Source organism: Clostridium sp., assembly GCF_051656525.1.
Taxonomy (GTDB): domain Bacteria; phylum Bacillota; class Clostridia; order Clostridiales; family Clostridiaceae; genus Clostridium.
Map to the genome: position 1 here is coordinate 1 of NZ_JBOGCC010000054.1, position 15484 is coordinate 15484.

Annotated in this window: 14 protein-coding genes; 11 read left to right on the top strand and 3 right to left on the bottom strand. The window is 25.9% G+C overall.

Features of this window, described 5'->3' with window-relative positions:
• Positions 1–71 precede the first annotated feature (71 nt).
• Complete coding sequence (locus ACRDDY_RS01875) at positions 72–227, top strand: zinc-ribbon domain-containing protein (protein ID WP_438544400.1); 156 nt, start codon at positions 72–74, stop codon at positions 225–227.
• Between the two features lie 142 nt (positions 228–369).
• On the top strand, positions 370–567 hold the full coding sequence (locus ACRDDY_RS01880) for a hypothetical protein (protein WP_438563274.1): 198 nt from the start codon (positions 370–372) through the stop codon (positions 565–567).
• Positions 568–607: 40 nt separating this feature from the next.
• Here the strand turns inward: ACRDDY_RS01880 and ACRDDY_RS01885 are convergent, their stop codons facing one another.
• On the bottom strand, positions 608–1408 hold the full coding sequence (locus ACRDDY_RS01885) for a phosphotransferase (RefSeq protein ID WP_438563275.1): 801 nt from the start codon (positions 1406–1408) through the stop codon (positions 608–610).
• Positions 1409–1520: 112 nt separating this feature from the next.
• Here ACRDDY_RS01885 and ACRDDY_RS01890 point away from each other — a divergent pair, with 112 nt between their 5' ends.
• The 3 genes from ACRDDY_RS01890 to ACRDDY_RS01900 all read left to right on the top strand — a co-directional run bounded on the left by ACRDDY_RS01890 (position 1521) and on the right by ACRDDY_RS01900 (position 5371).
• Positions 1521–3179: an N-acetylmuramoyl-L-alanine amidase family protein gene (locus tag ACRDDY_RS01890; RefSeq protein ID WP_438563276.1), complete on the top strand. Its 1659-nt coding sequence runs from the start codon at positions 1521–1523 to the stop codon at positions 3177–3179.
• A 76-nt stretch (positions 3180–3255) separates the two neighbouring features.
• Complete coding sequence (locus ACRDDY_RS01895; RefSeq protein WP_438563277.1) at positions 3256–4215, top strand: WG repeat-containing protein; 960 nt, start codon at positions 3256–3258, stop codon at positions 4213–4215.
• 154 nt (positions 4216–4369) lie between these two features.
• On the top strand, positions 4370–5371 hold the full coding sequence (locus ACRDDY_RS01900) for a hypothetical protein (RefSeq protein WP_438563278.1): 1002 nt from the start codon (positions 4370–4372) through the stop codon (positions 5369–5371).
• A gap of 39 nt (positions 5372–5410) precedes the next feature.
• On the opposite strand, the gene ACRDDY_RS01905 is transcribed toward ACRDDY_RS01900, so the two are convergent.
• Positions 5411–5938 (bottom strand): hypothetical protein, encoded by a 528-nt coding sequence (locus tag ACRDDY_RS01905; RefSeq protein WP_438563279.1) that lies wholly within the window; start codon positions 5936–5938, stop codon positions 5411–5413.
• A gap of 182 nt (positions 5939–6120) precedes the next feature.
• Here ACRDDY_RS01905 and ACRDDY_RS01910 point away from each other — a divergent pair, with 182 nt between their 5' ends.
• The 4 genes from ACRDDY_RS01910 (at position 6121) to ACRDDY_RS01925 (ending at position 11941) form a co-directional block, all read left to right on the top strand.
• A complete protein-coding gene (locus tag ACRDDY_RS01910) occupies positions 6121–8286 on the top strand; it encodes a zinc ribbon domain-containing protein (RefSeq protein ID WP_438563280.1) in 2166 nt (721 codons plus the stop codon).
• Between the two features lie 68 nt (positions 8287–8354).
• Complete coding sequence (locus ACRDDY_RS01915; protein WP_438563281.1) at positions 8355–9599, top strand: hypothetical protein; 1245 nt, start codon at positions 8355–8357, stop codon at positions 9597–9599.
• A 337-nt stretch (positions 9600–9936) separates the two neighbouring features.
• Positions 9937–10311: a hypothetical protein gene (locus ACRDDY_RS01920; RefSeq protein WP_438563282.1), complete on the top strand. Its 375-nt coding sequence runs from the start codon at positions 9937–9939 to the stop codon at positions 10309–10311.
• Between the two features lie 241 nt (positions 10312–10552).
• Complete coding sequence (locus tag ACRDDY_RS01925) at positions 10553–11941, top strand: aspartate ammonia-lyase (protein WP_438563283.1); 1389 nt, start codon at positions 10553–10555, stop codon at positions 11939–11941.
• Positions 11942–12008: 67 nt separating this feature from the next.
• Here ACRDDY_RS01925 and ACRDDY_RS01930 read toward each other — a convergent pair whose 3' ends face one another.
• Positions 12009–13604, bottom strand: a complete 1596-nt coding sequence (locus tag ACRDDY_RS01930; protein WP_438563284.1) for a sigma 54-interacting transcriptional regulator — start codon at positions 13602–13604, stop codon at positions 12009–12011.
• Between the two features lie 238 nt (positions 13605–13842).
• Here ACRDDY_RS01930 and ACRDDY_RS01935 point away from each other — a divergent pair, with 238 nt between their 5' ends.
• Positions 13843–14166 carry a PTS sugar transporter subunit IIB gene (locus ACRDDY_RS01935; RefSeq protein WP_438563285.1) on the top strand — a complete coding sequence of 108 codons (324 nt, stop codon included), beginning with the start codon at positions 13843–13845 and terminating at the stop codon, positions 14164–14166.
• A 15-nt stretch (positions 14167–14181) separates the two neighbouring features.
• Positions 14182–15484, top strand: a 1303-nt coding sequence (gene celB / locus ACRDDY_RS01940) for a PTS cellobiose transporter subunit IIC (RefSeq protein ID WP_438563286.1), incomplete at its 3' end; no start/stop codon positions are given.

Here is a 15484-nt window from a genome sequence, read left to right on the forward strand (position 1 = left end):
TGTCTTTCTAAATTATTTAAAAAGATTCATTATAACAAAAAGCTATCTTTAAAATTTAGGAGGAATATATTATGACAGATAAGACAATTGTATGTAAAGATTGCGGACAAGAATTCGTATTCACAGTAGGAGAGCAAGAGTTCTACAAAGAAAAAGGATTCGATAACGATCCAGTTAGATGTAATGACTGTAGAAGAGCAAGAAAGCAACAAAGAAATAACAGATAATTTCAACTGAAATTATTGTGAAAGCAGATTCTTAGAATCTGCTTTTTTTAATATAGTGAAACTATAATACATAATGAGACTTGATTTAGATGAAGCTATATGTAGGCAAGTTAAGGTTGAGTTACATAGGTAGGTGAAAGAAATGATAACAAAGAAAAAGTTAAAAGAAGAAATTATAACATATGACGTAATAAATATTATAGAAGAAGATGGAACTCATGTTGAATATGTTGAAGTAATTCTAGCTGATAGGGTTCTTGATGTATATATGGATACAAGAGAAGTAAATATAGGAATACTTGCAAATAAAATAATTGAAGATAATCTTTATGAAGAGTAAGCTAAAAGCCTCTTCCTCTTAAAAACTAGAGGAGGAGGCTTTAGTTTAAGCTATCTAAAATAAGGTTTGCACCCATTTCATAATCATAGATAGAATCTTTATTATCTAAAGATTTTTTTAGGCTCCAAGTAGCATTCCAAAGTTTAACTATGTAAAGATAGTCAAGAAGCTTAGTCTTTTCATAATTTGTAGGTTTTCTACCTAAATATTCACTTAAAAGAATATTTCTTTCATTAGAATCTAAAAACCAAGATATTGTAGCTAAATCAAAGAAAGGATCATTAAGACCAATAAATTCAAAATCTATAAGGAAAATAGAATTATTTTTAAATAAAATATTAGAAGTGTTTAAATCATTATGACATAGCTTTAAAGTAGAGCTAGCTTGGTATTTTTCAAAGATAAAAGATTTTCTATCTAAATAAGGTGATAAATTATGATTAAATTCATAATTTTGTTTTTTCAGAGATAAAATATTTTTATCTATTTCATAAAAAGGATTGAATATTGGAATATTATGAGTAGTTATATTATGAAATTCATTTAAAGTATTAGCTAAGAGTTTTAAAGTAGAGTTTTCTTTAAAAAAATTAAAGCTAAAATTAGTATCTTTAATATATTTACTAAGTAATAAGCCTGAATCCTTATTGTGATAGATAATAGGTGGAATAAGGTCTGTAGTTGATAGAAATTTTAAAGCAGCATGTTCTACTTTAAAATTATTTTTATTTTCTTTGCTCGGAATTCTAAGAACATAAAAATTTCCAAAGTAATCTAATAAAAAATTTCTGTTATTAAGTCCTCCAAGAGTTTTTACTTTATATTTATCTAAAAATTTCATGAAAATCCTCCATTAAAATAGTTAAGTATATTATAGCATGACTACTATAGAATTAAATTTAAAAAATAGGGGAATTTAAATAGAAAGAAGGTTAATATTGGAGGAAAATTTTATGAAAAAGAAAAAATATATTGTAGCTCTTCTTTTAATTTTAATAGGAGGTTTTTTCTATGAAGGGGCATTTGCAGATGAAATAGATGAAGAGATACTACTACATAGAATAATGAGTACAGAAAAAGTAAAGAAAAGTATGAATAATAGAGGTGAAGAGATAATAGTATTTAAGACTGATGAATATATAAATAAAAAATCAATTATTCCTAAGAAAAAAGCAGAGATATATGGTGGAATGATTCTTTTAGTAGAAGCTAAGATAAGGGATGGTGATGGTGCAAAGGCGTGTCTTAATGGAAAAGAGTATGAGATGGTTTTAGTTGATGAAAAAAAGAGTGAGAATGAGGAAAAGATATCATATTTAAAATATAGAGCTTTTATAAAAATTGAGAAAACAGAAAAAGTAAAGTCATTAGGGCGTGTAAGTGTGGAGCTAGAAAAGAGAGGAGAAACTATTTATGGAGGAGAAGTGATAGTTAAGCCTTATAAGGAAGTAAATTATGATATTTTAATAGATGAATGTTCAAGTAAAATATATGATGGAAATGATACTTCATATATACCTTTAATAAATAGAGGAGCTTTTCCAATGGATACATTACTTGAAGTAAAAGGAGAAATAAGAGTAGATGATAAGGAATATTATATTTTAAAAAGTCTAGATAGAATAAAAAAAGAAGAGTGCATGGAAGTAAAGAGAGTTTTAAATATAACAGAAGATAAAAATGAGATAAGGGATATATGGCTTGAAGAAGATGAGAGATTTACTACTCTAAAAATAAAAGAAGATTACAAAGGAGAATTTAATTTATCTTTCTTAGGAAGCTTTTTTAAAGATTATAAAAATAAAAATTTTAAAGTAATAGTAGGGAAAAGTGATAATGCAAAAATAAGATTTATTGATGGTAGTTTAAAAGGATTTAAAAAAATTAAGGGGGAAGAGAATTCTTTAATAGAAATTATAAAAAAAGAGAAAGAAACATTAAATATAAAGTTTAAGGATACATATTATGGGTGCAGTAGCTTTTATGATAAAGATGGAATATTAAATATAAGGTTTAAGAAAAAAATTAAAAATCTTAAGGAAGCAAAAATAATTATTGACCCAGGGCATGGAATGACTAATAAGGGAATATTTGATCCAGGAGCTTTGGGGTTTTATGGGATAACAGAACATAAAATGAATGTAAACATAGCTAAAATTTTAGAGGCAAAGCTTAAAAATAGTGGAGCAGAAGTAATAAGACTTAGAACATCTGAGAAAATATATAATTTGAAGGATAGACAAAAGAGAGTATATATTGAAGATGCAGATATGTTTATTTCTCTTCATCATAATTCAGGTGGAAAGGATATGATTCAAACAGAAACATATTATAACTCAGAGTTTTCAAAAGATTTAGCAAAAAATATAAATAATGAAATAGTAAAAACATACAAAGAAGATATATTTAAAAAAAATAATGAATCATATAATGGGGGAGGTAAATGGGATTATTATACAGTACTATTAGATGGATATGTTCCATCAGTATTAGTTGAAGTTGGATATATAAATAATTTAGAGAGTTTCAATAAAATAGCTAAAGAGGAAAATGTATGGGTACTTGGAAATAGTATTTATAAGGGGATAAAAAAATATATATTAGAAAAATAGAAGAGAAGTTATCATAAAAGGCTATCTTATGAGAATATATTAAATTTGGAAGAGTATTTTTATTGGAGGAATATAAGTGGATAAGATAGTATGTAGAATTTATGATTTTGATATAGATAGAACTTATGATGGGATAATATTGGATAGTAGAGTATATCTTTTAAATAAAGATGGTGAGCCTGAAGGGGTAAAGAAAATTATAGGAAGTTTTAAAGAGAAGAGATTAGGATGTTTTTATATAGATGAAGAAGATTTTGATGATATAGGAGATAATAAAGAAAATTATAAGTGGGGATATTTTTATGGGGGAGATGGACGAATAACAGTATTACCTATTTATGATGAGGCATATCCATTTGAAGATGGATTAGCTTCTATAAAAATTGATGGGAAATATGGATTTATAGATTATGTAGGAAGAGAAGTTATAGAACCAATATATGAATATACAGATATTTGTTTTAGAGGTGGTAGGTGTCCTGCAAAAAAGAATGGGAAATTTGGATATATAGATAAGGAGGGAAATTCTAAAATACTATTTAAATATGACTTTTGTAGTGAGTTTTTAGTGAATAATATTATAGAAGGAAAAGGAATATTTTATGCTATAGTAGAAGAGGAAGGGAAGTATGGAATTATTGATATATATGGACAGTATATAGTAGAGGCAATATATGAAGACATAAAGCTGACATTCTTTGAAGATATATTAGTAGGTAAATTAGATAATAAATATGGAATTTTTAAAGTAGTTTATGATAAAGATGGAAAAAGACAGTATATAAAATATGTAGCAGAACATTTATTTACAGAATTTGGAGGTATAATAGGAAGCAGACAAATAGAAGATGAACATTATTTTTATACAATGAAGATAGATGATATTAAGTGTATTATAAATAAAAAGTTAGAAATATATTTTGGGGAGGAAGGGAAAGAATATATTGCCTATAAAGGAAAAAAGATATTGGTAGATAATTACTCTTTTAGTAAATATAATAGGTTGAGGTATAGAGATTTTAAAGGGAGAAGTTAATATTTATAAAAAATTCACAAAAAATTTATCATTTAGTTAAAAAATAAAAGGTTTTTTGATGAAAATTACAAAAATATTACGTTATAATAAATACTGTAAGAATAGAAAGTAAGAAAAAAAGAAAGTTTCTTAAAAGAAACAGGAGGACTATTTAATGGAAAAACCAAATATTTTTAGATACTCAAGAGGATCAGAACTAAATACAGCAGCAATAGGGTGGATGATAGACAATGCAGTTTATGATACAGATATAGCAGAAATTGGTACTAAAATTTTAAAGAAAATGCTAAAAGAAGATTTAAAAGAGATAAAAAAGCTGAAATCTATGAGTATGTATAAAAATATTTCCGTAATAGTAGAAGTTAATGATGATTTATTATTAGCAATTGAAGATATAACATTTGCTAAAAATAGAAGCAGTATGCTTAGAAAAAAAAGAGAAGTACTACTAAATGATGAAAGATACAAAGATAGAAAAAAAATATTTGCATATATTAACGTAGGAAATAAAAATAAGTTAAGTCAGATAAATGAAAAAGACTGTATAAGAATACGTAGAAAAGATATATTAGAATGTTTAGAGGGATACGAAGATAGAGGGTTATGTCTCGTAGACCAATATCTATATTATTTAAATGAAATAGAAGATACAACAAATAGACATAGAAGAGAAAATGATTTTATAAATTGGCATAGATTAACTTGGGAAGGCTATTTTAGTGAAATAAAAAAAGTAGATGAAACAGCAGAATGGGTTTATACTACGAGTCAAAAAGGTGATTCAATAGATCTCGATTTTAATAAAGTAGTAATGAAGTACCCATTAGATGATGTAGAATATTCTATTTACCTGACAGTAGGAATAGAATTACCGTGTAGGTATAACTATCATCATAATAATCATAAACCATACATATTATTTAAAGTAGAAGTAACTGAAAATATATATAAAACAGAGGTTAGAAACTACGTGTGGAATAGAATAAGGGAAATTAAAAAGAAATATGAAAGTAGAAATTTTTTAATTGAAAAGACAAGTCATGCTATAGGAACACATATGACAGTAGGAAAAATAGAGAACATATCGGACAAGAAGGCTCTAGAAAAAGCATTAGATAATTTAAAATTTATTTTTAATGAATTACAAAATAAATAAGCTGAACAAAAAATCCTTAATTACTAAAATTAGGGATTTTTATATTGCATACAATTTGATATCAACAGTATCTTTAATTATATTTTTAAAAGAATTGAAAAGTGAATTTGGAATTGAAGATTTCAAAGTAACTATATCTTTAAACTCAGTATTTAAAATATTAATATGATTTTCTGACAGTAATTTTTTAACAAAAGAAAGAGAACTATATGAAGTTTCAAATAAAGCTAAAGTAGTATCTTCTTCTAAAGATTTTTCAAATTCTTCTCTGTAATTTGCACGACAAACACTTTCATCTTTAGATGGTAATATATAAAAACGTAATTTATTACTTCTAGGAAATTCTTTTTTCTCTATAGATTTAAGAAGTTTTTTTAATTCATTTTTAGATAAGTCGAAATAAGTTTCTTTAAAAAAACCATCTTCATATAAATTGTAAGAATTTGTTAATTTTTCAATTATAACTTTTCTATTTTTTTTATAAGAACGGATATCTAAACAATTATCAGGTTCTAATTCATCTAATCTTTTTAATGTATCAAAAGTAAAATTATCAATTGTAACCATAAATATCACACCTTTCTATATATTTATTATAACATAAATCATATTAAAATTCAATTTTAATAGACTTAAACCTATTTGTAAAATGAAAATATAATATTAACAAAAGAAGTCTTTGAAATAAAGAGATTAAGTGATAAGATTTTAAGTATAGACAACTAATGAAAAAAAGAGGAGGACAAAGAATGTTTTGTTTAGAATGTGGAAAAGAATTAAATGAAAATGAAAAGATTTGCCCAAATTGTAAAGGAAATAATATAGAGGCATTAAGTATTTATGAAAAAGCTTTAACAAGTGGGGTTATGATTTCAAAAAATGATACTAAAATAAAAGAAAATAAAATAATGATAGAGTTTGAAAACACATATATAGAACTTAATAAAAATGCTGATAAGACAGTTTTGTTTGATGCAATTAAAAAATTAGGTGAAAAATATAGTGAAGATTTTATGGAAGGTTTTAATAAGGAGTTTAAAGATTTTTATAAAATGCTTGAATATTTAAATAAAGATATTTTAGCAAAATATTTTTTTATAAGTGATACAATAAAAGAAAAAGGAGATGCTTTTGGATATAAAGATTTTTCTAAAAAATTTGAAGAAAAAATGAATACTACAGAATTTAAAATATATCCTATTTTAAATTATTTGAAGGTAGTATATGAGGATGGAACTAAAAAGATAGAAGAAAAAGAAGAAGAGAGAAGTCTTAGAAAAGAAAATCGAACTAAATATTATGCAGATGAAAATGGATCATTAACAGAAAAAGTATCTGTTGAGGCTAAAAATAAAACAATGGGAGTTTTACATTCTCTTTTAAATAGTGCAATGAACACTAAAACGAATATAGAAGTAAAAAAAGATTTTAGAAAAATATATGAAGATAAGGATAGAAGAAATAAAATAAAATTAGCAATAAAAGAAGATGTAGAAATGATGACTACGATTGCTTTAGATATATTAAACAATGTTTATAATGCAGATATTTTAGAAAGCATTTATTCAGAGGAAGATAAAACTAAAGCAATAAATTATTATATAAATCTTGGGAATATGGAAACTGATGAAGAAAAAATAGAGTGCATTAAAAACTCAATTCAAAGTTTTGGAGAGTTTGAAGGTATATATATAGATGCAATGGCTTTATATCCAAAAGGATTAAAAGGTTTGAGCAACATATGTAAATTTTTCTATTTAGATGAAGAATCATTAAAAGTTTTAGCTGAAAAAAGAAGAGATGAAATAAAAAAATTAAATAGTATCTATGGAAATAAGGGGATGTATATTGCAAAATATTTAGCTAGAAACACTATATTTAAAGCTTATGAATATAAATTTAGTAAAGATTTTAATGAAAGTTTCAATAAAGTATGTAAGGGATTAGGAGAAGAATATATCTATTTAAATGATAAAAGAATAAAGGATAAAAATTATAATGTAGGAATACTAGCATTAGAAAATTATGCATTTATAGAAGAGGGTGAAGTTCCTCTTGTACTGTATAATTATGAAACTAACTATAAGAGAAGTTTAGGTGTAGTTATAACAGATAGAAATATCTATTATAAAAATAATGAAAATGTGCCTAAGAAGAGAATTGTTAGTGGATTAAAGCTAGAATCGTTAGCATACAATACTGAAACTAGGAAGATTTTTGTAGAAAATGAAAGTACAGATATGTTTATAGAAGATGAAAGAATAGCTAGAAATGTAATTGATGCTTTAAGTTATTTTATAGTGCTATTAAATTATAAGAGTGAGATAAATAAAAAGTATATTTTTACAGATGAAGTAAAAATAAGAGAAGATTTCTTTAATAACTTTGTAGAGTTAAAAGGATATAAAGATGAAGAGAAGGATTTAATAGAAAAAAGACTAAAAAGGAATTATCTTTATCATAAAGTAAAATGTAATTTCACAGGAGATTTAATTCAAGATATAAATGCTGTATGGAGAGAGAAAGAATATAAAAAAATATGGGATTTAAATTTCTATAAAAATGAAAAAGAAAGAGATAAATTAAAAGAGAAATTAGAAAAGGTTAAGAAAAATTTTGTAGTAAATGAAAATGATATAGATTTAGTATTATATGATGATAGTATTTTAGGAATAGAAAAAGATTGTATTTTAATAACTAATTCTAATGTATATAGTAAAGAAGGTATCTTAGGAAATACTATAACTATGAGCTTAGATAAAACTACTGATTTCATAATGAAGGAGGATAAGATAGTATTTTCTAATGGTGGAATTTTAAGTTTTGAAAGTCTACAAGAGGGTGAAAAAGTAGAAATAAAGAGATGTTTAGAAATAATATTAATCCTTATAATTTTAAGAAAAATGAGAGAATAGGAAAGTATTAAAAGTCTATAGAATTTGATATAATAATATTAAGTTACTCTATAGATGGGGGATTATAAATGACACAAAAGATAAATGAAGAAATAAGATATGATACAGTAGAATATGATTATGGATATGATGGCGGATTTAAAATATACAAAAGAACTATGTATAGAAAAAGGATAAAGCAAGAAAGTTTAACTTTTAAAGTTCATACTTCAAGAGAAGGAAAAAAACTTACATATACATATTCAGATGGAGAGCTTGAATATTTAAATAGATATGAAAAAGATTTTTTTAATGAATTTGATATTAAGGATTTTAAAAGTTTTAGACGGAATCTTGAAATTATATGTGATAGGGAGAGAATATTTCCAAACTATGGGGATCTTATGGATGAGTTTGTAAATGAAACAAATTTAAAAAGTAAGTTTAAGTTTTTTAATTATCTTTTTACATCAAAGTTATTTGAAATTATAGTATCAGAAGGCTTTGGATATTTAATAGATCAAAACACTATTTTAACGCTACAAACAATTGAAACTACATTGTGTAAGGATGAAGATGCAGATACCTTAGAAAAGGCGTGGGGAATTGATAAAAGTGCATTAAAGCTTCTTAAGGAAAATAAAATAAAGCTTGATAAAATATTAAATACAAAAAGCTTTTTAGAAAAGAGAGGATTCTATGCATTTGAGCGTTTATTTCTTCAAGCAGAAATAAATATTGGATATATTAAGCTTATAGAAGAATTTTTAAATTCTGAATATGAGCCATATGAACTTGCAAGCTATGTAGAAAGAATAAATAAAAATGAGAATATAGAGAAAGATACTATAATTTTATTTATTGCAGATATAAAAAAAATAAGTGAACTTTTAAGAATGAAGTTTAATCCTTATATGGATGGGTTACGTTGGTATCATGATAAAATGATAGAAATGTATAGAATTAAAAAAAGAGAAGAAAATGAAAAAATTTTAGAAGAAAGTTCAAGACATTTAAAAGTGAAGCAAGTTGAATATAAGTATAATTGTAAAATATTGAAAACATTAAGTGAAGAAAAATTTTTTGATGAAGAAGATTGGATTTTAGGATATGTAGAAAAAATGAAGAAAGAAAAAATAAGTATTTTACATATAGTCAATAGAAAGAATGAAAAAGATGTAGCGTTAATGGTTTTAAAAGAAATGAAAATTATAGATTTTAAATTATTTACTAGTATAAGAAAGAGAAAAGAAATAGGGAAATATGTAGCTGATTTATCAAAACGTAATAATTGGCAAGCTAAAGAAGTATTGGAAAAAATACTTGAAACTTAAAGAGGAGAAGAGATAAGAATAAGTCTTATCTCTTTTTGTGCTAAAATATAACAGAAAAAGATAAAATATTCATAAATATTTAAAGAAAGGAGAAAATGGTATTATAAAGAAGATGAGATTTTTAGTGACTTTTAAATTTAAATTAAAGGAGGTAATCATAAAGTTTTTGGATATAGTAGATGGAATCATAGTGAATTTAAAGGAAGTATAAAAAATTGGTACAAGAGGTATGGTACATATATAAAAGAAGAAAAAGAAAAGTTATAAAATGCTCATTAGATTGTAATTAAGAGTATTTAAGTATAATATAAATTTAATAGGAGCGTGATTGTAAATTATGATGGATAGAAATTTAATATTAAAATTAGTTGATAAGAAAAATAGTGTTATTTTAGAAGACAGTATTTTTTATATTATAAATATATTAGATGTAATTAGAGGGAAACTTGTAAAGAAGGAAGAGATAGAAGAAGAGGCATTAGATATAGGTATTAAGAAAATAAAAGAGATAAAAGGATTACTAGAAGATGTATTAGAAGGCTTAAAAAACACTAAAGTACAAGGGTATACAAATAGTAAAATATATTTAGAAAAATACTTAAAGTCAATGATAATTACAATAGATAAGCTTGTAAATAATGATGAAAAGCTAAAAAGAGAAGAATTAGTTTTATATATTAATACACTGATTGATTTAGCACTTAAATATTAGAGATAGTGTATAATTTATTTGAGAAATACAAAGGTAATGTATTAAAATTAAAGTTTAAAATTAGTAGAAAAGAGTTTAGAAGTAAGAGGTTAGAGCTAAGAGTAAGAGTAAAGTTATAGGTTTTGATAGGAATGAGGGAGATTAGAGGAGTTTTTTTTAAAAAGTTTAGATTTTCTTGGCATGGGTATTGCTTATGAATTAATTTGAAGTTATTTAATTGTGTAATTGGAGGATTAGTTTTATGAGATATAGAGTTGAGAAGGATTCAATAGGTTTTAAGAAAGTTCCTGCTGAGGCTTATTATGGGGTACAAAGTTTAAGAGGACATGAGAATTTTAGAATAAGTGGGTTAAATTTAGAGGAAAGCTTTATAAAGTCTTTAGCATTAGTTAAGAAAGCATGTTCAATGACAAATTACAAGGTTGGACAATTAGATAAAATAAAAAATAATGCTATTGTATATGCATGTGATAAGGTTATTGATGGTGATTTTTTTGAAGAATTTATACTAGATCCTATTCAAGGTGGAGCAGGAACTTCTATGAATATGAATATGAATGAGGTTTTAGCTAATATTGCAAATGAAAAGCTAGGATATAAAAAGGGAGAAGGATATCCAGTTCATCCAAATGACCATGTTAATATGGGGCAATCTACGAATGACGTTATACCTTCAGCAGGATTAATCACGTGTCATCTTTTATTAAAATCAGGAATAGTAGAATTAGAAGGGTTTAGAGATGCACTTTTAGAAAAAGGTGAGGAATTTAAAGATGTAGTAAAAATGGGTAGAACAGAAATGCAAGATGCAATACCTATGAGTCTTGGTTCAGAATTTATAGCCTTCTCAAGTGTAGTAAATAGAGATATAGAGAGATTAAAGAAATGTTTAGATGAACTTTTAGTTTTAAACTTAGGTGGAACAGCAATAGGAACAGGAATGAATGCAAATGAAGAATATATAAAAAATGTATGTAATGAATTAAAGAATCTAACTAATTTAAATGTTAGACAAGCAGAAAACTTAATTGATAGCACTCAAAATTTAGATTTAATAGCAAAAGTGTCTTCAGATTTAAAGGTGTGTGCATTAAACTTAAGTAAAATTGCTGGAGACTTAATTCTTATGTCATCAGGACCTAGAACAGGCTTTGGAGAGATTACACTTCCAAGTAAACAAAATGGGTCTTCAATAATGCCAGGAAAAGTGAATCCTGTTATGCCAGAGATGTTAAAGCAAATAGCATTTCAAATAATGGGAAATGATACAACTGTTTCTTTTGCAGTTCAATCAGGACAATTAGAGTTAAATGCATTTTATCCAATAATATTTGTAAATGTATTTCAATCAATAAATATTCTTAAAAATGGAGTTAATGCAATAACTGAAAATTGTATTAAAGGAATAGTTGCAAATGAAGAGAGATGTAAAAGTTTAGTAGAAAATAGTATTGGAATAATTACAGCTTTTGCACCTTCTTTAGGATATGAAAAAGCAGCATATATAGCTAAAAAAGCTTTAAACGAAGATAAATCAATTTTAGAAGTAATAAAAAATGAAGTGGATTTAAAAGAAAATGAAATTAAGGAGACTTTAGACATAGAAAAAATGGTAAGAAGAATAAGTTAAGAGAAAAGATATTGTTTTAAATTAATAAACCCAAGTAGAGAGTTTCATTCTACTTGGGTTTTTGACTTTATGTTAAATTAGAATTGTAGATATAAATTGTAATAAGTAATATTGTTATAAACTCAGAAGAAGAAAAGTAAAGATTTAATGAATCTTCAATAATGCTTACATATTCCTCAGCTAAGGCAAACTCAGTAGGAAAACTTCTTCTAAATTTATCTTTAACTTTAAAATCATCAGAAGAGAGAAATCCCATTCTGTCATAGATAAGATCTAAATGAATGTTAAAAAGATTTTCGAGTGTTACTTCTCTAAAAAAACGTTCAAAGTTTTTATCAAAGGAAGTTAGTTTAGCATTTATGTCATCAAAAAGTGAATAAGAAAAGTTAAAGTCATAATCTAAAGTACAATTACTTAAAACAGTAAAGTAGGAAAGAAGAGCTTCAATTAATGGCTCAGGACTTAGATTTTTAGTGGAAGCTAAAATATCAACACGGTTTATTAAAGTTTTATAGGCCTTAAATATATCTTCAGTTTTATGCTTAAAATAATGGCTAGTGATTTGAGTGTCTTCATTATAAATATAGTATCTATTTGTAGCTACAAGATTTTCTAAAAGAATTTTTTCACGAACTAAAGAACGTGATAAATTTTTTCTCATATCTTTAGTTAAATCAGGACTATTTATTTTTATAAGTTTTTTGCTTTTTATAATGTAGTCAGTATAAGCATTAGCAACAGAAAGTTTAATATCATTTTTAAGTTGTCCAACATTAAAAGGACAATCATAAGAAAGAAAACAAAGCATAGCATTATAAGAAACAGAAACAGGCATATTTAAAATCATACTTTCTTCTTTAAGAAAAGTTTCTATTAAAGTAAGCCTTTCTTCAAGTGGTCTTTCTGTTAAAGGTGGCATTTGAATCTTTACAGAGATTCTTCTAAGAAAAGTACTAAGTAAAGTTTTATTAATATCTTCATTAGTAGCACAAATAATTCTTACATTAGATTTAGAAGTTTTAGAAACTTCTCCAAATTTTCTAAAGGTTCCAGTGTCCATAAAAATAAAAAGCATTTCTTGTCCTTCACTAGGAAGATTATGTATCTCATCTAAAAAAAGAATACCATTATTAGCTTTTTCAATAAGGCCTATTCTATCTTCAGTGGCTCCAGTAAATGTTCCCTTTTTAACGCCAAAAAGATGAGAACTTAAAAGCTGTGGGTTATTTCTAAAATCAGAGCAGTTAAAATGATAAAAAGGCATATCTTCGTGAAAAACAGATTTAGCATAATCATGCATAAGTTTTGCAAGCATAGATTTTCCAGAACCAGTTTCACCTATAATGATAGAATTCATACCAGATGGTGGATAAAGGATAGCAGTTTTAGCAAGTTTACAAGAGTCAGTTAATGAAGGAAATAAGAATGTAAGATTATCTAAAGGAGATTTTTGGTTAAAATCAAGGTCATTTGGATCCTTTAGAAAATATTTTACAGGTCTTGAAGAGTTCTTAAAAAGTAAGCCATCTTTTACTAAGGTATTTAAATCCTTACTAATATTAGCTCTTTCAATATTAAGTTTTTTAGAAATAGATAAAGTAGTTACACCATCACCTAAATCAAGTTCTTTAACAGTTTTATAAACCGAATGGATTCTTTTCATAATATTCTCACCCCAGAAATTCTCATAATAAAATTCTATTTAAATAAGAGTATAAAAAAATATATATTAGTGTATTACAAACATATAAAAAATACTTCTTATGTATTATTTTAGAATACAGTAAAATTAAAATCAAGCAATAAATGGCAAAAAAACCTTTAAATACATAGTGAGATAAATTGGCATAGTAATTGCTGTTAATATGAGCATAAATAAAAGGAAAAGGGGATTGAGAGTTATGAAGAAAATATTTTTATTCTGTGATGCAGGAATGTCTACAAGTCTTTTAGTATCAAAAATGTTGGAGGTAGTTAAAAAGCATAATTTAAATATTCATATTGAAGCAAATCCATGCTTAAAAGCACAAAGTATGATAAATGAGCAAAAACCAGATTGTGTTTTATTAGGACCACAAGTAAGATTTATGCTTGGAAAAATGGAAACTTACTGTAAACCTTTAAATATACCAATAGAAGCTATAGATTCAGTTCATTATGGAGCAATGGATGGAGAAAAAGTTTTGAAAACAGCAATAAAGATGATAAAAAAAGCACAAGGATAAAAAGGAGATTTAACTATGAATTCAGTAATGAAAAAATTTGAAAATATACTTATGCCAATGGCTGAAATCATTGGAAGAAATAAATACTTAATAGCAATAAGAGATGGATTTTTAATTTCAACACCACTTTTAATAATAGGTTCAATATTCTTACTTATTGCAAACTTTCCAATACCGGGATGGGATGAAATGGTGGCAAAGGTTTTAGGAGAAGGCTGGGCAGCTAAGTTTACAACACCAGTTGCAGCAACTTTTGATATAATGGCGATTCTAGCAATTGTAGGTATAGCATATAGCTTAGCAAGACAATTAGAGGTTGATCCAATTCAAGCTTCAGCAACAGCTTTAGTATCATTTTTTATAGTTACTCCATATAAGATAAACTATGTACCAAAAGGGGAAGAAGTATCTTATATAGTTAAAGGAATTCCTTTAGATTGGGTGGGTTCAAAAGGATTATTTTTAGGAATGATTGTAGCACTTACATCAGTAGTAATTTTTGCAAAGATTCTTAAAAAAGGATGGGTTATAAAGCTTCCAGCAGGAGTTCCACCAACAGTTGCAAAATCTTTTGAAGCATTAATACCAGCAGGAGTTGTAATAGTAGTATTCTTCCTTGTTAATTACTTATTTGCATATACAGCATATGAAACAGTTCATAATTTTGTATTTAAGATGTTACAGGTTCCATTATTAAAGCTTGGAAATACACTTCCAGCTATGGTTATTGCATACCTTTTTTTACATGGATTCTGGTTCTTTGGAATTAATGGATCAAGTGTAGTTGGAGCAGTATTTAATCCAGTATTAAAAGCATTATCAGTAGAAAATTTAGATGCATTCCAAGCAGGACAAGAGATACCAAATATAATTACAGGACAATTCCAAGATATGTTTGCAACATTTGGAGGTGCAGGTAGTACATTATCACTTCTTATAGCAATAATTCTTGTTTGTAAAAGTCAAAGGGTTACTAAGATGGGGAAATTATCATTACTTCCAGGAGTATTTGGGATAAATGAGCCAATTATCTTTGGACTTCCAATAATGTTAAATCCAATAATGTTAGTACCATTTATGGTTATTCCAACAATTAATATAGTTATTTCTTATTTTGCAATGTTAAGTGGTCTTGTACCATATACAAATGGAGTGCAGATTCCATGGACAACACCACCAGTTATTTCAGGTTTCTTAGTATCAGGGTGGCAAGGTTCAGTTCTTCAAATATTATTAATGGCACTTGGAGTAATATTATATATTCCATTTATTAAAGCAATAGATAATCAATATTTAAAAGAAGAGGAACTTGCAGCAG